Origin of the sequence: Leptospira ognonensis, assembly GCF_004770745.1 — a bacterium.
Classification (GTDB): Bacteria; Spirochaetota; Leptospiria; order Leptospirales; family Leptospiraceae; genus Leptospira_A; species Leptospira_A ognonensis.
On the sequence record NZ_RQGD01000014.1, the window covers coordinates 67,044 to 87,012 of the forward strand.

The window sequence follows — 19,969 nt, forward strand, 5'->3', positions numbered from 1 at the left end:
TTTAGAAATTTGATTCTGTTCCGATAGGTTGAGTAGCATGGAAATCACAAGCCTTCCCTCCCTTCAGTCGGTTTTCTCTCGGATGCGAGAGCTTGAGAATCTTGTCACAAATCCGGGAAGTGCCGTTTCGTTCCCAGAAATGCTGGAAAAGCAATGGAAGAAAGAAACTCCTGGACAGTCACCTACGTCGAAAGCAGATCTAGGTTTTCAACCTGCTCTACTGCCCCCGGGGGAATTAAAATCCAGCGCACCTTCCAGAGATGAGGACTTAGTATCCTTTATTGAAAAAACAGCCAAAGAAAAAGGCATCGATCCCAACCTAGTCAAAGCAGTGATCAAAACAGAGTCTGGTTTCAAACCAAATGCCGTTTCCCCGAAGGGAGCTTTAGGACTCATGCAACTGATGCCTTCGACAGCAGACATGCTAGGTGTAGAAGACCCACTTGATCCAAGAGAAAATGTAGTTGGTGGGACAACCTATTTGAAGGATATGTTACAAAAGTTTGGTGATACAGAGAAAGCTCTAGCCGCTTACAATGCTGGGCCAGGAGCCGTGCAGAAGTATAAGGGTGTGCCGCCTTACCAAGAGACACAAGACTACATCAACAAAGTCAAAAAGAACTACCAAAAGTTTTCAAATGCAGAATGAGAGAGGGATTGGATCTAAACTTTTGAAATCTTCTTTTATTTCATAAAAACCATTCGCAAGAATCGAACCCAAAGACTGTATTGATTCTGTTTTTCTAAAGCCTGCGTGGTCTCACGTTCAAAATTATCGAGAGCATCTTCAATAAGGGCATCGTGCATAGGACGAATGAAAGTTGGCCATAAAAGGATCGCAGGTCCTTGTAAATCAACATCGATTACATGACGCGCAAGAAACATCCCACTGCCCTCTTCGATCAATTCAAAATAGTGAACTCCCACAAGCCCGCGCGATAATTTCTCATTTTCAAAAACAAATGTCGTCTTCTTTCCAGGTATATGTTCGCTTACTTGGTAACGGATCGGGCCATGACCTCCTCGACCTTGTCTTTCTTTGGGCGCATCTAAGCGAAGTGCAGGCCAGCTCTGTTTAGGCCAAAGGCGATCTTTTTTGGTGGCAAGGCTTTCGAAAACCTGATGCGTCGTTTCCAAATCCGCTCTGACTCGGCGTTCATGAATATTTTTTACTCTCACACATACACTCCAGAGATATCAAGATATTTCCGTTAGAAAAATTTACGATCCATTTTTCCATTGAGGTTGACTAGGTATGTTTTGATCAAAAGCTTCTATGAACCTTCTTTTCGAAATTGATATAGTTAAACTCGAATCAAGTAAATCATTTAGCTTCGCTCATGCAGAGACCAAGCGGAGAACTCATGAACCCTGCCCGGGTCTACTAATAAAAAGACTTAAAACCAAACTGATCTTGTAGGCTCTTCATATAATGATGATACCCATAGGCAAACGGAAGTGAATCCCAGGATTCGTTGGATTTTTTCACTATAAAGTCCAAAGTTGCTACCGTCTTCAACCGCTCTAAAAGAGATTTTTGAATCAGGATGGAGTCCTCTCCAAGGGAGACAAGACCAAGAAGTCTTCCCCCTTTCTTCCCCAGTAGAGCTTTTTGTATCATCAGTACATCCTGGGACCAGATACCCGTCACATACATAAATGATTTCGGATTTTCATCCGTTAAACGAATGTAATGTGTCTTAGTTTTGGTCACAAAATAAAGTGCATAAGAAAATTCTTTTTCCAAATAAATAGGGTCTGATTTTAGAATAGATGCCTGCCCATACGCCTTTGTAATACTTTTTATTTTGATCTCCCAAGGCTCGTTCTCGGATTTGGTGAGATCACGGTAGATGAAAAATATGGAGATGCCGACAAGGATGAGTGTGACAACGGATGCCGTGTATGTATTTAATTCTTTTTCTGTTTTTAGCAACACGTGCCCGATTCCCAAAACAAGAAGCGGGAAAAATAGGAATTTAACAAGAGTTACCCATTCGCCAAACAAGGTGCTTGCTGATGTTTCCCCTAGGAAATTAAAATAGGAAATCAGGAATAGACTGATTACAAAAAAGATTAGATAGGAGGTCACAAAAATAAACGGAATATTTCTCTTTTTATAAAACACGGATGTTTTTTTCGCCTGTTTTCTAGCTCCACGGATTCCTGAAAAAATGACAAAGAAGGAAAACCCTAGATAGAACATAGAAAAACTAGAGAAGAATGCCAGTAAGGTGAGAGATGGAAAAACAAGAAGATCTGAGATCTTTTCAAAACGAAAAGTTAAAAACACGAGAAGAATGAACACTAAGCACACCGTCTCTGGAAAAAATGAAGTGGGGAAAACATACGAGAACGGGAGAAATGCCGCAAGAAAAAGAAATAGATAGTGGTTGCGTCCCCAGGAATCTCTTCGGAGTAGGAGTAGGAATAAGTGAAGGAAGAGACTATAGAAAATTCCAGCTAACGAAAGAAAGGCTGGGATGTAATTGAGGCCACTGATTTTCTTCCAAAAAAGTAAAATCATAAATGGGAGAGGTTCGCGAGCGGAGTAAAAGCCCCCTTCTTCTGTCAGAGACCGGAGATTTGCTAAAAATTCCCATTCCGTCTCTGAAATCGGGAAAGGTCGAAAGAGCGAGAAGATGGTAAAGCCTAGAGCTAAAACCAAAATGCTAAAAAGGAAGGCTGGGATGGAAATTGGTTTTTGTTCTCGCATTTTGAAAAGCCGTAAAATAGGCTATTCCTTTGATAAATTTTAGGTGAAATTATTCCAGAATAATTTCGTTTATACATAGAATTTCATAAAAAGAGGCACAAAATGTCCATGGAGAAAAAAGAATATCTCCTCCACGATGAGAAAGGTCAGGCATCCCCTGACAAACCTTGGATTTTTAGGACGTATGCAGGACATACCAATGCGAAAGCCTCAAATGAGCTCTATAGAAAAAACCTTTCTAAGGGCCAAACAGGGTTATCCATTGCTTTTGACCTTCCAACCCAATGTGGGTATAGCTCAGATCACGCGGTTTCACGCCCAGAAATCGGTAAGGTAGGAGTTCCTATCAACTCTCTCGAGGATTTTCGCATCTTATTCGATCAAATCCCGATTGAGGAAATGAACACTTCCATGACCATTAATGGGACCTCCATGTGGCTTCTCTCTCTGTATGTGGCACTTGCCCAAGAGCGGGGAGTTCCTTTAGAAAAATTGAACGGTACGACACAAAACGACCTGATTAAGGAGTATTTAGCGCGAGGAACCTATATCTACCCTCCTGGGGAATCCATGAAAATCATCGTGGATATGTATGAATATTGTCTTCATAACATCCCGAAATGGAACCCATCAAACATTTGTTCTTATCATTTGCAAGAAGCAGGCGCCACTCCCGTTCAGGAGCTTTCCTTTGCACTTGCCACAGCAATCGCCGTTCTTGATTCTATCAAAGCACGGAACTGCTTCACACCCGAAGATTTTGAACAATGCGTTGGTCGAATCTCCTTTTTTGTAAACGCAGGAATCCGTTTCGTCGAAGAAATGTGTAAAATGCGAGCTTTCTCGGAACTTTGGGAGGAGATCACACGCGAACGGTATGGTGTCAAAAATCCGAAATACCGAGTCTTCCGTTATGGGGTTCAAGTCAACTCACTAGGATTAACTGAAGAGCAACCGGAAAACAATGCTTGGAGGATCATCTTAGAATCGCTTGGTGTAACACTTTCTCGTAAAGCGAGATGCCGTGCCTTGCAATTACCTGCATGGAACGAAGCGCTCTCACTTCCCAGGCCATGGGACCAGCAATGGTCACTGCGACTTCAACAAGTGCTCGCCTATGAAACGGATCTTCTAGAATATCCAGATCTATTTGATGGTTCAAAAGTCATTGAAGCAAAAGTGAAAGCATTAAAAGACGAAGCCAATATTGAAATTAAAAAGATATTGGATATGGGTGGAGCTCTTGTTGCTATCGACAACGGTTATATGAAATCCCAACTCGTTAAGTCCCAAACAGAAAGACTCTCAAAGATCAATTCGAATGAACTGATCATTGTTGGTAAAAATAAATGGACCGAAGGTATCAAATCACCTCTGATGACAGATACTGATGGAGGTATCTTCAAAGTAGATCCAAAATCCGCCGAACAAACACTAGGCGTTCTTGCAGAAGTAAAATCAAGAAGAGATAATGAGAGAGCCTCAAAGGCGCTGGGTGACTTAAAACAAGCTGCAAAAGACGGAAAAAATTTGATGGAATATTCCATCGAATGCGCCAAGGCACTCGTGACAACTGGCGAATGGGCAGATGCTCTCCGAGATGTTTATGGCGAATACAACCCTCCTACTGGCGTTGAAGGTCAGAAACTATTTTTAACCGATGATAAAGTTGCCAATGTGCGCGGAAAAGTCGAAGCTTTTACTAAGGCACGTGGACACCGACCTAAGATGGTCGTCGGTAAACCTGGCTTAGATGGTCATTCCAATGGAGCCGAGATGATAGCTGTCTCTGCAAAACATAGTGGATTTGATGTGATCTATTCTGGCATTCGACTCTCACCTGAAGATATCGTACAGTCGGCAGTTGAAGAAAATGCAGATGTCATTGGCATTTCGATACTCTCGGGATCTCACAAAGAAATCATCAAGCAACTGTTTGACGAGCTCGACCATTACAAGGCAAAAGACAAAATTCCTGTGGTGATTGGAGGGATCATTCCGGAATCTGATTTTGCAGAATTAATGGAAATGGGGATCAAAGCAATTTTTACTCCAAAGGACTATGATCTTATGTCGATTATGAACAAAGTGATCGACATCATTTCCAAAGAAGTGATTCCAGCTTGAACTCTTTGTGAATCAAGCTGAATTTAAAATCCTTGTGGTTGAAGATAACGAACTCAACCGCAAGGTCATTGTACAAAAATTAAAGAAAAATCTATACAAAATCGACGAAGCGGAAAATGGGTTAATGGCTCTGGAAAAGGTCAAAACCTGGAAACCCGATTTGATTTTACTTGATGTAATGATGCCAGAAATGGACGGCTTCCAAGTTCTAGAAATTTTAAGACAAACCCAATCCCAAGTGGAGTTACCGATCATTTTGGTAACGGCGATGCAAGATTCAGAAGATATCGTTAAAGGATTTAAGCTTGGAGCCAATGATTATTTACCAAAAAACTTTAACACAGAAGAGTTGCTCGCAAGAGTAAATACTGGTTTAAAAATCAGATCTTACCATAAACTCTTGCAGTTACGAAACAATACGATTGAACGAGAGCTAGATATCGCACGGCTCATTCAAAAGAAAATACTTCCTCTCTCGACTCCTAACTTACCCGGTTTTACGATTGGCTCGTTGTATTTACCTATGGATAAAGTAGGAGGAGACTATTACGACTATTTCGAGGCGGAAGGGTATTGCGACTTTTTCATGGCGGATGTATCTGGTCATGGGGTGCCTGGTGCCCTTATAGCATCGATTCTGAAGATGTCGATGCAATATTGTCACCTATCACATCAAAGTATTTCTGATATCCTAACGAATATGGACCAAGCGGTTTCGGAGCGAGGCGCCTTGGGCATGTTTGCAACGGCAGTGATCCTACGACTTTTTCCGGAGGTAGCTAAATTCACCTATTCCAATGCCGGCCATCACCCCCTACTCATTCATCGAAGAGCAAATGACACATTCATAGAGCTTTCGACACCGGGCACGCCTCTAGGAATCAATTTTGATTTTAAAAAATTGGCTTACTTAGAAGTAGAATTCCAATTAGAAATAGGTGATCGGATTATCTTGTTTACCGATGGAATCATTGAAGCAGTCAATGCAGAAGAAGTCGATTTCGAGACTGCCATTTGGAAAAACTTTCTTAAAGAAAATAAAAATGCCGAAATTGCAGATCTATCTGAGAAGTTAATACAAATCTTAAAAGTATTCTCAAATAAGGAAACTTTTGAAGATGACATCACATGGGTTGTCATCGATTATGCAGGCAATTAACGCATGAAAGAAAATTTAACTACCCTAATTGAAGAAGCTTACCAAGGCCAAAAATATTCGATCGCAAAAATCATCTCCAAAATCGAGACTCAGGACAATTTTGAATTCAGAAAATCACTCTTTTCCATTTTGGAAGAAAGTGGATCAGATAAATCCGCTACTAGCATCGGCATTACGGGAACTCCAGGCGCCGGTAAATCCTCTCTGCTCGGCGAAATTTGTAAAATATTTTTGAATGTTGCTCCAGAAAAAAAAATGGCCATCGTTGCTATAGATCCTTCTTCAAATATAAGTGGAGGTTCAATCCTTGGAGATAGAACACGCGTTACCTTGCCAAGAAGAGAAAATCGAATTTATTTTCGATCACAGCCATCTCAATTGGAGTTGGGAGGATTAAATCCCTACACTTATCATGTAATTCGATTTTTACGGTATATTTTTGATTATGTATTTATCGAAACCGTAGGCATTGGCCAAAATGAAATCTCAGTTTCTCTCATTTCTGATCTTTCCCTACTGGTAATGCAGCCGCTGGGAGGAGACCAAGTACAGTTTATGAAAAGTGGCATCATGGAAGTACCCGATGCATTTATCATAAATAAATGTGATGAAGAAACTTTGGCAAATTCTAGTTACTATATGCTTGAAACCACTTTATCCTTTCTCAAAGATATTTTGCCCGATCAGAACCTACCTCCGATTTTTAAAACCTCTGTCGTCAAACATACAGGCACCAAAGAATTATTAGACTATATTTTGAATTTTAAAAAAATTAAGAATAGAGCTGAAGAAACAAAGATCCAATTGGAAAAATGGATAGAAAGTGAATACGGCAATTGGGGCAAACGTATCCTGGCTGCACAAAATTCCAAAAGAATACTTGGAAGATCAGCAATTAAATTAAATGAGGCATCTAACATCTCTTATGAGCAATTAGAAGAAGAAGCTAGAGCCTTAATTCAATCACATCTGGTTTAGTTTTATATTATCCCTTCGCCCATAAATATCTTTTATCAACTTCGATCGCTTCACTTTTCAATCTAGCAGAACTCCAGCCGAGATGTTTTGCAAGTTTCGCATCCATTTTTTTCCTTTCCTGTTCATTGATCCGACCTAAAGTTCCCGAACCTGATCTTCGAAAGTAGAAGTCCGTTGCGTGAATGATATCTTCATTCTTCACTGCATATTCAATTTCTTCTTCATAAAAAGGCTCGCCGTTGGGTAAAATATACTCTTCTATTCCCTTATAGCCAAGTATCTTGATTGCTTCCATGCCATATCGATCTGCCAGAGTCTCAAGTTTAACTCCTTTTTGTTTTGGATATTTTGAGTAAAGAATTTTCACCAATTCTTGTTTCGATGCATAGTCACCACCTAACAGAGGAGTTACGCTGGTAGCACAAGGAATTTTTTGGTTCTTCAGAAAGATTGAAACTTGATCCACTAGTTTTTCGGCGACACCCCTACTCGTGGTATATTTGCCTCCAAGAGCTGAAAAAAATCCCTCGAAACCCTCTTTGGTATAATGCAAAATTTCAGATTTACGAGAAGCAGAATATGTATCTTTTTTCGAATCTAAATCTTCGACTAATGGGCGAAGGCCGCCATAGTAATAGTCAACATCTGCCAGCGTTAGATTTGCAAGCCCAAAACTAGAATTCACTTCTTCCAAAAGGGACTTAATTTCCGATTCTTTAACCTTAAAATTTTCGGGATTCTCATCGTAGACGGTATCTGTCGTACCAACTATGGTTTTATTTCGCCAAGGTATCACAAATAGATGTGAGCCATCTTTCTTTTGCAGAATGATGCATTCTTTACTGCAGATATTTCTAACTACTACATGGATACCTTTTGATCTTAACAATTTTTTCTCTGGAGCTATGCCAGCTAAAGCTTCAATGAAATCTGCCCAAGGCCCTGCACTATTAATTAAAACTTTTGTTGATACGAGTTTGGCTTCATTGCTGATGTTATCCTTAATTCCTACAAGATACCCACCACTATTTTGTTTTGCGATAGAAGTGACTTGCATATAGTTAAATGCATCTGCTTCTCTTGCTTTTGCGGAAAAAATAAATTCACTTGTATGATGCTCGGGATTTACATTTAGATAATCATAATATTGAAATGAACCTAATAAATTATCTCTGGATAACGCCGGACTTTTATAAATGGACTCTGGCTTTGAGTTCCAAGTATATCTTGGTATCAAACAATCTTCGATGATCTGGCGATTACGATCAAAGGCAAGTAAATTGTAGAGAAACATTCCTGCCCATAGTAACAATCTTTCGAATAGAGAATGGATCGGAATGATAAAACCCAATGTCCTTACTCCGTGCGGAGAAATTTTTCCTAATATTCGTCTTTCCCGTAACGATTCTCGGACAAGTGAAAATTCTAGATTCTTAAGATACCGCAATCCTCCATGGATGAGTTTGGATGTTGCTTGGCTGGTACCTGAAGCATAATCAGACTTTTCGACAAGCAGACACTTGAAACCACGAAGAGTTGCGTCCCAAAGGATGTTGGCACCCGTTATGCCGCCGCCTATTATCACTATATCATAATCATTCTTAACTTCGTCTAAACGCGATTTTTTATTTTTTGTAGCCATTAATTTCCTAACACTTAATTGTAAGTAACGAAGGAATTAGGGTAAATTTTGCTGGCAATTGACCCATATTCTCTCCATCTACGTCGATAAACACGTCTTCTGCGGACGAAGCTTCAAGATATGTAATTTGCCTTGAAGTGACTTTCTCTTCATCATTGAGTTGGCCTTTATATAATTTTGAAAATTTTAAGACAGTCTCCCAAATTCCAACATCCTTAATCGCGAGAAAATCGAACAAGCCATCTGAAAGTTTCGCCTTAGGTGCAAACCACATACCACCTCCGGCGTATTCTCCGTTTGCACAAACGACCAAACGGCTTTTTACATCGATGAATTCACCATTGCTTAATTTAAGTTGCATTGATTTATTTTTATAAGAGAATAGACACAGGATCGTATAATAAAGAAAGACGGCCTTACCTCCTAACCACTTACCTAAACTGGATCGATTGACCCGGTAAACGACTTCGCCTCCCATTCCAAAATCAGCCAAATTCAAGCAGTAGTATTCTCCAATTGATTTATCTTCATTGGTAAAATTTACCTTTATCATATCAATTTTTCGAACATTCCCTTCTAAAATTTGAAGTATCGCCTTTTCAGGATTCTTGCTTACACGAATTGATTTTACAAAATCATTTCCTCTTCCAGCCGGGATGGGGCTGAATATTGCCTCCGGATGGATGGGTTTACCATTCTCTAAAAATCCATTGGCAATGTTTGATAAAGTGCCATCTCCTCCAATCCCGATGATCCAAGTGAAACCTTCTTTGATAGACATGCTTGTTAGCTTGCGAGCAGATGTTGCAGGGGTCGTTTCCTCATACACATAGTCGATCTTTCGTTTATCCAATTCTTTCTTAACGGCCAGCCAGACTTTTTTTGATACACCACCACCAGAAACAGGATTTAAAATAATCTTTGCTTTCATATAAAGTTCCTTATTGATTTCCTGGGAAAAGCCCAAAGAACAATACATGTTCAATTGTTTCTATATAGGATTTTTCACTCTTAATCTCTTTTTGAAAATGTCCATCTAACAATACCTCGACTGCACCACGAATCATACCCCAAGCAACGGCAACATTGGGGTATGTACCTTTTTGATTTGTTAAATTTTCATTTCTTGTTTGTTTGTATATTTTCTCAAGAACGCTAAGTCTTGCAGCCCGTTCATTATATAATTTTTCTTTCATTTCGATAGAAACATTTTCAATGTTTAACGTATCACCGCATTGTTTTGCAACTAGGTACATATTCTTATCACTTAGGCAATGCTCTATATAGGCCCGAAGTGCAAACCTGGCCATAGCGATTCCATTCGGCTCGTTAAGTGCAACTTGCAAACTTTCTCGTAGCCTTACATAATCTTCGAACTGAATGCGCGCCATCAAATCATCTTTGCTCTTGAAGTGAAGGTAAATGGTTCCTCGACCTATTTCAAGCTGCTTGGCAATATCATCCATTTTTACGAGTGAAGGATGTTTGATTTGAAACAATGAGATGGCAGTGCTCAAAATATTCTGTTCCCGTATCGCAAACTCGCGACGTTTTCTCTCAGAAACACCCATTTTATTTTATTCCAAGCAATCCGCCCGGATTCATGATTCCCTTTGGGTCGAATGTTTTTTTAAGTGAGGAGAGAACCTTTAAAGAAACGCTACCTATCTCTTTTTCCATCCATGGAGATAGTAATCTTCCAATCCCATGGTGATGCGAAAGTGATCCTCCATTCTTATGTATCGTATCGATCAATCCCTTATGAAAGGATTCAAAAGATGAGATTTCGTTTCTCTCCTGCATCGGAGAAATGAATATAAAATATAAATTTGCACCATTTTCATATGCGTGCGAAATATGTACCATACAGGCAGTATTGGGAAAACTCTTAATGTATTTACGAGTATTGAACCAAAGATCATGCAATTCATGCCACGTAACCGCCGTTTCTATTGTATCGATACGGATTCCTTCATCCATAAGGGAATCTCTCAAGTAGGCACTGGAATATCGCTGGTGTAACCATTTTTCGACGGGGGATTTGCCTGTGGAAAAAGCCCCTCTTCTCTTTGCTATTTTCTTAATTTTTTTGAAAACAAATTTAGTATAATCTGGGTCACCATCAATGATCACATGCATGAGAGATCTCTGACCAGATTTGTAACCAATCAGACTTAAAAACTTATCCTCCTTCCCACCATTTAGCCCACTCATATGAAAAGAAATTTCAGTCTCTTCTGGATCTTGGATGCGAAAGAAGTGCGGTTTCCCAAATCCACCTTGCATGACTTCTCGCATTGTTTCAACAGCTGAAATAAAATCTTTAAATATAAAAGACCCTTTCGTTGAATTTTCTGGGTTAAACTTCCTAATCTTTAAGGTGGCAGAAGTAATCACTCCAAAAGATCCCTCGCTACCTAAAAATAATTTAAAAATATCAGGTCCAATGGAACTTGCTGGGTATGGTTTCGATTTAATTTTTCCTTCGGGAGTAACCACCGTTACAGCTAGCAAAATGTCTTCCATTTTTCCATAACCCGTAGATGCCTGACCTGCTCCTTTTGCTGCAATCCATCCTCCAACGGTCGAGAATTCGAAAGATTGGGGGAAATGACCGCAAGTAAAACCCTTTTCATTTAAAAAGGATTCTAATGCTGGACCGCTTATTCCAGACTGAACGGTAACAGTACTATCAATCGCATTAAAATCGATGATCTTATCCAATAGAGATAGATCCATCGATATACCTCCTTTAGGTGCTTCTAATGCCCGAGTTACACTCGAACCTAAACCAAAAGGAATGATCGGAGTTTTTTGCTGAGATGCGAGGATCACGATTTTTTCAACTTCATCTTCCGTCTTAGGATGCAAAACAGCATCAACAACAGAATCAACTTTTCCAAAACGTGCATTCAGTATTTCTGAATAGAATTTTCCAATTGAGTGTCTTGCTCTCACTTCTGGATCAACCGAAAAGGTTTCTATTCCAGTAATCTTCTTAAACTTAGCAAGTGTTTGTATTGAAAGTTTGCTTTTTTTTAGTTCATTTAACTTTGGATGACCCTTTGGAAAACTCGCTTTAAAAGAGGAAGATACTGGGAATGTAGATTCTAAAAAATGGCGCGTATGAGAAGGAAGAGTTTCCTCTACCGCAAGAGAACCCCATTTGAAAATTTTACGTGTGTTTGACATAGAAAAGTAACCGTAGTAGCCGAAAGATTCTTCATTTTTGAACCAGGTTCATTTTCTGACAACTACAAATGCAAAAAGACGAACTAATTCTCATTTTATGAGAATTTTGATTTCTTTTTAATTCGGTTGAGATATGCAGGAAACAGGCGAGCGGGAAACCCTCGAACCACACCTCCCCACCCAAAAGGGCGGGGGCCTTCAAAAATTATCCCCGTAGTTCCTTGACGTATTCGGCTCGGACCATTTCGACAAAACTTAGATCTATAATTTGAGGTTGCGCAAACAATGAGTTAAAAAAGATAACTATTTGTTCATCCACATCAAAGCCAGTTAACAGCCATTCTAACAATTCAAGCGTTATATCTAGAGCCGATAACTTATTCTCTGTCAGGCTACCCTTTGCTAAAGCCAACAAAATTTCTTCAATTTTTTGGTATTCACCTTTCGACAAAAACTCTCTAATTTTGCTCGGATAGCTAACCATTAGCGTTTGTTTGGTAGCATTCGGAGTGAAATAAAACGCAGTTTGGTTCGTATTAGAAAGTAAAGAATCCATTAGATCCTTTTGGCTATGGTGCAAACTCGTCCAAACAAAACATATTTTTTCTCCCAATAAAGAATCTTGAAAGGGATCAAACGGAAAAGGAGATTTTGAGTTCATTCTGAACTTTATAATTTAAGGGAACCCAGGTTAAGCGAATTAACCTGGGAACATGGTTTACTTTTTAGGAGGAACAATTGCATCCTTAGCTGATTTGGAAAGTGTAAATTTCACAACGACTTTTGCTGGAATTAATATAGCTTCACCAGTCGCAGGGTTTCTTCCTTTTCTTTTGGGACGATTTCTTTTAACAAGTTTTCCCAAACCTGGGATTACAAATACCCCATTCTTTTTGGTCTCTTTATACGCGAGCTCAACGTATGCGTCAAGAAATGCGGCGACATTCTTTTTAGTCATACCAGTAGTCTCAGCTAATTCGGTGAGCATTTCTGATTTCTTCATAGGGGTAGGGGTTGCAGTTGCCATACTTTAGTTTTCCTCGGAACCAATAAAAGGTTACACAATACTTGGATGAATATAGAGTTTGGTACAAGCGAAAAATTTTTGGATACAATTTTTCTTTAATTTTCTTAGTAAAATTCGAGTTTTTTGAAAAAAACCTTTATTTCCCTAAGGAAAATCTGAAATTCTTACTTACTGATGCCAAAACATACATATAATCGGGTGATTGTTGTTTTTAAGCGGACTAAGTATGAATTGGATTTAGAAACATATGGTTCACTGGAAACATACAAAGAGGTCACAAAAGACAAGGTAGATGTATTCCATCGAACCTATGCTTCACACCAAAGGCAGCTACTTTCCAGAAAATACCTTCAGGAAAATGTATTCCCAAATGCTGATTTTGTATTTCGCGAAGATTTTGATAATAATACACATCTAAGCGAGTACGATTTAGTTGTTTCCCATGGTGGAGACAACCACTTCACCTATGTTGCACATCAGGTTGGACGTACACATGTCATTGGGTGCAATTCGGATCCGCTTTCTTCGGTCGGTGCACTTCTTGGATTCACGGCAGAAGAATTGGAACTTGCCGTTCAAAATGATTTTGAATCCACAGAACTAGAGCATTGGTCCCAGATTCTTACCACGATTCGCTATCCGGACGGAAAAATTATACACACCGTTCCTGCCATATGCGAAGTTTCCTTAAGGAATAATAGTCCAGACCTAACATCACGTTATTGGATCTCCTACCAAGGCCAGAAAGAGGAACAAAAATGTTCTGGTTTGCTAGTATATACCGGAGCAGGATCTACTGGCTGGATTTCTTCGTGTTTTCCGAAGAAATTTGAGCCATTTTCCAAACACGAGGCTTATTTTCACGTCTATGCGCGAGAAATTCGAGCGAAAATAAACAAAGAGTTTTCCTTGGCAGATTTCCGTGCATTGGATGAAGTGGAAGTAATTTCGGAAATGAATGGCGGCATAGCAATTGACTCTTTGACCGAGAGACACTACCCGTTTCCGCCATATTCAAAAGCATCATTCAAGTTATCGGATGAGACTTTATCCGTCGTGGTTCCAAAGAAAAAGAGGACAACCCATGCAAGAATTACCATATGAAATTGAACAAGAAAAAGTAAATGGTACTGTGATCGTACAAATCAAAGGTAGAATGGAATCTGGGCCATTGGATAAAATCACTCAGACGATCCTTGATGAGATGATTGCTCCCGATCGCAAATTTCTCGTATTGGACTTTTCCGAATTAAGGTATATTTCGAGTCTCGGCATCAGGATGATTCTCGATGTAAAGATGAGCCTTCAAAAAAAGTCTAAGGAAGTTGCTTTAGTCGGAGTCAGTAGTTCGATCTCGCAAGTATTTCATCTTTTAGGATTATCTGGTGCCTTTCAATTTTACGATTCTAGACAAGATGCGTTAAAGTATTACGAGGAGAATTCTAAAAAATAAATGTCACCTCGTTTACCCATCTGGGTATCGAATACGATTTTTCTCTGTTTTGTATTTATGGCATCCACTTACGCCATAATAAACATTGAAAGCAACAAGCTAAAATTGGCATACGCAAGGCTCCCGTCTCCATATAATACCAGCTTTGCGACTATTCAAGAAATCTCACGCGTGAAAAATCGCTTTCCAATCAACTATCAATGCCAATATGTTTTTTCACTGTATGACGGTACACTTGCCGAAGCTTCAGAAACGATCCCCTACTCCATTTACAAAAAACTGAAATTAGGGGATCCGGTTGAAATTTATCGTAAAGAAATCAATTTGTTCGGAAGAAAAATTGCACTATCGAAAATTAGAGAAAACGAAGAAGTACCCCCGCTGATCGAAAACCTGGAACGATTTTTTCAAGCTGGAGCCATCTTCTTCGCTGTATTAGCTATTTTAGCGATTTTATTTAGGGTTTTGGGATTACGATTTCAAACTTATCTGTCCCAGAAAAAATGAGTTGAGACTGTCTTGCTTCTTGTAAGTAAGATTCTGGACTAGTTTCAAAAGTCATAAAGCACATGTATTTATCATACTTCACTATATACATAAAATCTTTTACGGATAGGTGCGTCATTTGTGCTAGAAAACCGCGGACCCATTTACTATCTCTATAAACTCTCTCGTATTTAATATTCGAGGAGTCGATCTTCTTGATGGCTTCCATGTTTGCTTTCGAGTAATCCCTGCTTAAAATTTCTTTTTTTAAGGTCTTAATCAAATTATATTCGAGTTTCGCTTTCTTGAGAGGTAAGTTCTCGACTTGAGTCTTATAATAATATTCATAAAACTCCTTATCTTGTCCATCTTTGGCATCGTGATTTTCTTCAACGCCAGCAGATGTCTTGCCTGCACTAGTCGTATCCTGACCAGAGATTGAATTGTTAATGCCCCCTAATGCAAGAGACACGATGAGAATAAGGGTAAATTTGAATCGTTCCATTATCATTAGTATCGGAAAAAATGAACCCAGACTGGAAATAAAATTTTCGGTTTCCAAAAAGGCAATCTTGGTCTAAAACAGTAAAGAATGCCTCTCACATCACTTATTTCTTTCCAAGAGGAATTTCTGTCGGGAAATCCATTAAAAAAGGAATATGTTCACTTCTCCGAAGTAAACTGCCACGATCTAGACATCTGGATTGGGCGAATCTGCAGGACAGTTTCCTTAGAATTTTTACATGAGATCCTATTTACCATTTTAAACGAGCTCTTGGTCAACGGTTGTAAAGCAAACGCTAAACGTGTATTTTTTACCTCTAGAGGGCTAAATATAAATTCAACCGCAGACTATACACAGGCAATTCCAGATTTTAAAAACGAATTTGGCCATAATCGAAAAGCAATATTTTCAGAGTTAGAAAAAACGGATTATCGCGTACAAGTTACGACACAAAATTTTCCAAAATATGTTGAATTTAATGTGACCAATAATGCAAAAATCCTAGAAGAAGAGCATTTTCGGGTCCAAACAAGGATTAAGGCCTCGGAAAAATATAAAAATATCAATGATGCTTATTTAGAATCCATAGACTCTGAAGAGAGCTCTGGTCTGGGAATTGTTTTAATCCATATTTTGTTACGAAACTCGGGAATTCAAAACGAGTTTTTTGAATTGATAACGACGGAAACAGAAACAACTGTTCGTATTCGCATTCCTAAGTTGCTCATACCTCTGGAATCTCAAAATAGAATAAGAAATCTACTCATTCAAGATGTTGACGGCCTGCCTCCCCTTTCCCCACATATTCAAAAATTGATTTTAGAATCAAAACGAGATGATATGGATTGGAATCATCTTGCTAAACAAGTTCAACTCGAACCTGCAATCACCGCGGAAGTATTAAAGATTTCAAATTCGCCTCTATTTGGCGCCCATACCAAAGTCATATTCATTTCAGAAGCCTTAAAGAGAATTGGGATCAGGAATCTTGAAACCATTTTCTTAGCATTAGGTGCACGGAAAATCTTGAATTCTCGATATAGCAAACAACTCATTGTTTGGACACACTCCGTAAAGACTAGCATCTATGCCCGGTATCTTGCTGAAGAATGTACAAATTACGTAAAATATGCTGAATTGGCATCGATCGCGGGACTTTTACATGACTTGGGAAGAATGGTGCTCTTATCACTAGATCTTTCTTTAATCGAACAAATTAGAGTTTTACGAAATGAGGATTCAACAGGGATTTCAGAATGGGTTGAAGAATATAGCTTGGGGATTACTCATTCTGACATAGGTTATTTGATCGCTAAAAAATGGAATTTTCCCGATGAAATTTTGGATGTAATCAAATACCATCATAAACCATGGCAGTGCAAAACTAAAAATTTACCGATTTGCCAAATGATTTACCTGAGCGATATACTTGCGAGTACCAGCAGGGGAAAGGGGAATTATTATACAGTCGAGCCAGAAATACTGGCGGATTTTGGGATTCATGATGAAAATAGATTTCAACAATTGCTTTCAAAATTTAAACAAAATTATGAAAAACAAAAAGAAGAGTATGAAGGTCTGTTACTATAATGTTTTGGAAAGATATATTGAACCAATCCGATGAGTTTTTGAATGACCCAAATAACATCCGTCATTTTAGCTTAAAAGGACATCCTGAATATCCTAATCTATCAACTTTCTCAGAGGAAGATGTCTTAGCCATGCTGACTGAATTTCTTGAGGCAGAAAAGCAAAGCATCTCGATAAAAAATCTACTTAACTATTCTCCTTTTTATGAAATGATTCTTAGCAAACAGAATATCCCATCCATTTACGGTTAGTCATCAATCGAGATCCTCAACACCTGACTCGGCTGCTGTTTGTTCCTTTTCATTGTTCGTGCTAAATTCAATTTTCTTAGCTACTGCATTTTCCATACTAGTAATCAATAACTCATTCGTTCTGGCTAATCTATCAGCCATTATAGAAACCATCTTCGCAGCAAATTTTGGATTCTTCACTAAAAAATTTTCTAGCTGTTGTTTACTCTCAATCACTGCCAGTTCGGCAACCGTAATCGTGCGAGCAGTAGCACTTCTTGGGTTAGAACTGAATAATGCCATCTCTCCGAAAAAATCACCAGGCTTCATTATCGCCAACCGCGTCTGACTGTTGTTAACGGTAAAGAATATTTCCACATTCCCTTGAATGATAATGTACATCGCATTATTCAATTCTCCTTCTGCGAAAATCCTTTTGCCAGCGGGAACGCTCAGTTTACTCATCCATGAATACTCCTATATCTATTTTTGGCATTTTCACTGGATTTCTGAATTCATTTTCACTTCCGCTACGGAGAATCTACAAGAATATTGAAAAAAAAGGAGTTATTTCTATGGAATGGGAGTTATTAGGCATAGTACTAGTGAGTTTATACGGAATAATTGCTTATATTTTCCGTTTTCCTACTTCGATTCCCTATTCTATTTCTAGAGAAAACCGCGATGGTAGACTAGACCAGATGCGCGGAATTGCCATGATCGGGATTGTTTGTATCCATATACATTCCTATTTCGAATTTTTTCATCCTACAGATTTTAATGTCACCACATGGACATTATTTTTCTCGAATTTAAGCAGGTTTTCAGTACCTGTCTTTATTTTTGGATCATCTCTTTATCTAAATAAAAAAGATGATTATTGGCGAAGTAAGTTCAAAAGCCTACTATTGCCTTATACGATCGCTTGCATTATAGGATATCTAATTAAATATCAAACCTATACCATACCTGATTTTGTAATCCGGTATTTAACGGGATCTATATTTGCCCCCTATTATTTTGTTCCGCTTCTATTTCAATTTTATATAATTTATTATTTTCTTCCAGAGAGAATTCTGACTGATTCAAACCTTATAATCTTGCTTGCATTGAGCATAATCGTAAATCTTATCTCAAATTTTAATGTATTCAATAACTTATTTCCTGAATGGTATGCACCACTATCGGTATTCAATTTTTTATTTTTTTTCTTTCTGGGATTGTTTCTAAAGAAATTCTCGATTTCGAATTCTTCAAAAATACGGCTTCAGTTCGAGTCCCAAATATTTCTATTTTTGGCTAGCATTGTCCTCTTATTTATTTTCAGTTTGAAAAATATAAATCTAAAAAATCATCACCTCGTGTATCCACTCCTGTCTATTCTAATTCTAAATCATGTTCTACCGATTTCAGCAGAAAATTATTTTTATAAATTCTTAGGATTCATAGGAAAGAATAGTTTGTATATATTTCTATTACATCCATTTGTGATCCATCAAATGCACGCTTTTGATCCATATATGCTCTTCAATCCGTATATTGGATATTTATTAACTTTAATCTTAAATGTAGGAATTCCTGGCGGATTTGCTTATTTCATTACATACCAGTTGCGAACTTCTTCAAATCGATGACCTTGCTCGACCTTACATATTGTAACGCTTTAACATATTCAACCAAGATATCTAAGGAATAATCTATTCTAGCTCTTATTCTTTCATCATCCTCTGAATTTGCAGTCGTAGCATTCAATACTTTTTCAGCATATCGGACTATGACATGGTCGGGGATATAAACAACTCTCGTATTCTTATAACTTGATGCTCTTAATTCAGAATTCGGATAAGAACCGCCTAAACCCGATGAAACCGTAATAATTAAGGCAGGCTTATGAGCAAGATCTTCCCCAGAAAAATATAAGAACAGATTTTTTAACGCAGGACTGGCCATGCCGGAATATTCAGGACATATTATCACAAAACCATCAGATGAAACCAAATCTTTCGAAACGCTTTTCCATAGCGACTTAATCTCGGAGTCCTTCTGCCACATCCCAGGCTCCCATATTGGTAGAGGAGTTTCTCCTAAGTCAAATACTGATGTATCAGAAATCCCCTTATCATTAAGTATGCCTTTACAAAAATTTGCCACTTTGGTGGATTGAGAAGACTTTCGTTGACTGCCGGAAATTAAAGCAATCTTCATTTAGTCCCCCCTCCTCCATGATTCTTGTTTCCCTTATAGTTACTTTTCTTTTTGTTTTTCCATCTGCGATTATTATTCTTATGTTGATTTCCATCTCGCGATCCAGATGCTTCTTTTAAATATTGATTCTCCCTTAAGTCTTGCTTCACCTGCTCAACTTTTTCTCGTTTTGCTTCTTTGTCTTTTAGGTAACGGAGTTTCTCATCTCCTTCTAACTCAATATAACCAAAAAGAAATGAAGATAGTATACTCAGAATTTTTTCCCATTGTTTTTTATCTAGGGCTCCGTAAACTGGATGTTCACCAAAAGGACCTGAATGAAGTTTAAAGGCAGTCAAGGCTGTCTTAAGTCTAGTCTCAGCTGATCTGAGATCGCCAGTTTCAACCTTATTCGGGAATCCCATAATCTGATTTGCTTTTGTATAATTTCCGGATGAAACCAATTTAGCAAATTTATATTTCCCTACGAATCTATTCCAGAAACCAACAGAACTTTTAGAGCCCGCGTTTTGAATAGAATATTCAATATTCGAAGAAATAAATTCAAAAATTTGAAAAATACTTAAATCATACTTGGGTCGATGTTGACAGGAAATAATGATATTTAGCTCATCCTCTACATCCGAAATATTTCTCAATTTTAATGGGTTTTTCATATT

Annotated in this window: 21 protein-coding genes; 9 read left to right on the plus strand and 12 right to left on the minus strand. The window is 38.3% G+C overall.

Translation table 11 applies throughout. The features are described from left to right. Positions 1-37 precede the first annotated feature (37 nt). Positions 38-649 (plus strand): lytic transglycosylase domain-containing protein, encoded by a 612-nt coding sequence (locus tag EHQ58_RS04085; RefSeq protein WP_135622285.1) that lies wholly within the window; start codon positions 38-40, stop codon positions 647-649. 35 nt (positions 650-684) lie between these two features. On the opposite strand, the gene EHQ58_RS04090 is transcribed toward EHQ58_RS04085, so the two are convergent. Together EHQ58_RS04090 and EHQ58_RS04095 are read right to left on the minus strand one after the other, a co-directional pair. Then, positions 685-1,179, minus strand: a complete 495-nt coding sequence (locus EHQ58_RS04090; RefSeq protein WP_135622287.1) for an SRPBCC family protein — start codon at positions 1,177-1,179, stop codon at positions 685-687. A 205-nt stretch (positions 1,180-1,384) separates the two neighbouring features. After that, complete coding sequence (locus tag EHQ58_RS04095; protein WP_135622289.1) at positions 1,385-2,716, minus strand: hypothetical protein; 1,332 nt, start codon at positions 2,714-2,716, stop codon at positions 1,385-1,387. 108 nt (positions 2,717-2,824) lie between these two features. Here EHQ58_RS04095 and EHQ58_RS04100 point away from each other — a divergent pair, with 108 nt between their 5' ends. From EHQ58_RS04100 to EHQ58_RS04110, 3 genes are read left to right on the plus strand one after another with little or no spacing between them, the layout of a single operon-like run. Next, positions 2,825-4,843, plus strand: coding sequence for a protein meaA (locus EHQ58_RS04100; RefSeq protein WP_135622791.1), 2,019 nt, complete (start codon positions 2,825-2,827; stop codon positions 4,841-4,843). A 7-nt stretch (positions 4,844-4,850) separates the two neighbouring features. Continuing rightward, a complete protein-coding gene (locus tag EHQ58_RS04105) occupies positions 4,851-6,002 on the plus strand; it encodes a SpoIIE family protein phosphatase (RefSeq protein ID WP_135622292.1) in 1,152 nt (383 codons plus the stop codon). Positions 6,003-6,005: 3 nt separating this feature from the next. Further along, a complete protein-coding gene (locus EHQ58_RS04110; protein WP_135622294.1) occupies positions 6,006-6,980 on the plus strand; it encodes a P-loop NTPase family protein in 975 nt (324 codons plus the stop codon). Between the two features lie 7 nt (positions 6,981-6,987). Here EHQ58_RS04110 and EHQ58_RS04115 read toward each other — a convergent pair whose 3' ends face one another. The 6 genes from EHQ58_RS04115 to EHQ58_RS04140 form a co-directional block, all read right to left on the minus strand. Beyond that, positions 6,988-8,622 (minus strand): glycerol-3-phosphate dehydrogenase/oxidase, encoded by a 1,635-nt coding sequence (locus EHQ58_RS04115; RefSeq protein WP_135622297.1) that lies wholly within the window; start codon positions 8,620-8,622, stop codon positions 6,988-6,990. A gap of 7 nt (positions 8,623-8,629) precedes the next feature. Next, positions 8,630-9,553 carry a diacylglycerol/lipid kinase family protein gene (locus EHQ58_RS04120; RefSeq protein WP_135622299.1) on the minus strand — a complete coding sequence of 308 codons (924 nt, stop codon included), beginning with the start codon at positions 9,551-9,553 and terminating at the stop codon, positions 8,630-8,632. 10 nt (positions 9,554-9,563) lie between these two features. Then, complete coding sequence (locus tag EHQ58_RS04125; RefSeq protein WP_135622301.1) at positions 9,564-10,193, minus strand: TetR/AcrR family transcriptional regulator; 630 nt, start codon at positions 10,191-10,193, stop codon at positions 9,564-9,566. Position 10,194: 1 nt separating this feature from the next. After that, on the minus strand, positions 10,195-11,814 hold the full coding sequence (locus tag EHQ58_RS04130; RefSeq protein ID WP_135622303.1) for an FAD-binding oxidoreductase: 1,620 nt from the start codon (positions 11,812-11,814) through the stop codon (positions 10,195-10,197). Between the two features lie 205 nt (positions 11,815-12,019). Then, positions 12,020-12,475: a VanZ family protein gene (locus tag EHQ58_RS04135; RefSeq protein WP_135622306.1), complete on the minus strand. Its 456-nt coding sequence runs from the start codon at positions 12,473-12,475 to the stop codon at positions 12,020-12,022. 57 nt (positions 12,476-12,532) lie between these two features. Beyond that, the gene (locus tag EHQ58_RS04140; RefSeq protein WP_135622308.1) at positions 12,533-12,841 is read right to left on the minus strand and encodes an HU family DNA-binding protein; all 309 of its coding nucleotides are present in this window, start codon (positions 12,839-12,841) and stop codon (positions 12,533-12,535) included. A gap of 174 nt (positions 12,842-13,015) precedes the next feature. Between EHQ58_RS04140 and EHQ58_RS04145 the strand changes: the two genes are divergently transcribed. Then, positions 13,016-13,945: a diacylglycerol kinase catalytic domain-containing protein gene (locus EHQ58_RS04145; RefSeq protein ID WP_246047124.1), complete on the plus strand. Its 930-nt coding sequence runs from the start codon at positions 13,016-13,018 to the stop codon at positions 13,943-13,945. Further along, the gene (locus tag EHQ58_RS18880; protein WP_246047125.1) at positions 13,926-14,294 is read left to right on the plus strand and encodes an STAS domain-containing protein; all 369 of its coding nucleotides are present in this window, start codon (positions 13,926-13,928) and stop codon (positions 14,292-14,294) included. The genes EHQ58_RS04145 and EHQ58_RS18880 overlap by 20 nt, the downstream gene beginning before the upstream one ends. Positions 14,295-14,751: 457 nt before the next feature. Here EHQ58_RS18880 and EHQ58_RS04155 read toward each other — a convergent pair whose 3' ends face one another. Further along, the gene (locus EHQ58_RS04155) at positions 14,752-15,285 is read right to left on the minus strand and encodes a hypothetical protein (protein ID WP_135622312.1); all 534 of its coding nucleotides are present in this window, start codon (positions 15,283-15,285) and stop codon (positions 14,752-14,754) included. Between the two features lie 87 nt (positions 15,286-15,372). Between EHQ58_RS04155 and EHQ58_RS04160 the strand changes: the two genes are divergently transcribed. Continuing rightward, on the plus strand, positions 15,373-16,875 hold the full coding sequence (locus tag EHQ58_RS04160) for an HDOD domain-containing protein (protein ID WP_135622313.1): 1,503 nt from the start codon (positions 15,373-15,375) through the stop codon (positions 16,873-16,875). Further along, positions 16,875-17,126: a hypothetical protein gene (locus EHQ58_RS04165; RefSeq protein ID WP_135622316.1), complete on the plus strand. Its 252-nt coding sequence runs from the start codon at positions 16,875-16,877 to the stop codon at positions 17,124-17,126. Before EHQ58_RS04160 ends, EHQ58_RS04165 begins: the two co-directional genes overlap by 1 nt. 3 nt (positions 17,127-17,129) lie before the next feature. Here the strand turns inward: EHQ58_RS04165 and EHQ58_RS04170 are convergent, their stop codons facing one another. Then, complete coding sequence (locus EHQ58_RS04170; protein WP_135622318.1) at positions 17,130-17,570, minus strand: Crp/Fnr family transcriptional regulator; 441 nt, start codon at positions 17,568-17,570, stop codon at positions 17,130-17,132. A 2-nt stretch (positions 17,571-17,572) separates the two neighbouring features. Between EHQ58_RS04170 and EHQ58_RS04175 the strand changes: the two genes are divergently transcribed. Continuing rightward, entirely contained in the window at positions 17,573-18,739 is a 1,167-nt protein-coding gene (locus EHQ58_RS04175; RefSeq protein ID WP_135622320.1) for an acyltransferase family protein, read from the plus strand. Here EHQ58_RS04175 and EHQ58_RS04180 read toward each other — a convergent pair. Together EHQ58_RS04180 and EHQ58_RS04185 are read right to left on the minus strand one after the other, a co-directional pair. Continuing rightward, positions 18,705-19,310: an NADPH-dependent FMN reductase gene (locus tag EHQ58_RS04180; RefSeq protein ID WP_135622322.1), complete on the minus strand. Its 606-nt coding sequence runs from the start codon at positions 19,308-19,310 to the stop codon at positions 18,705-18,707. The two genes, EHQ58_RS04175 and EHQ58_RS04180, sit on opposite strands and share 35 nt — an antisense overlap. Beyond that, positions 19,307-19,966: a DUF1569 domain-containing protein gene (locus tag EHQ58_RS04185; RefSeq protein ID WP_135622325.1), complete on the minus strand. Its 660-nt coding sequence runs from the start codon at positions 19,964-19,966 to the stop codon at positions 19,307-19,309. The genes EHQ58_RS04180 and EHQ58_RS04185 overlap by 4 nt, the downstream gene beginning before the upstream one ends. Between the last annotated feature and the right edge of the window lie 3 nt (positions 19,967-19,969).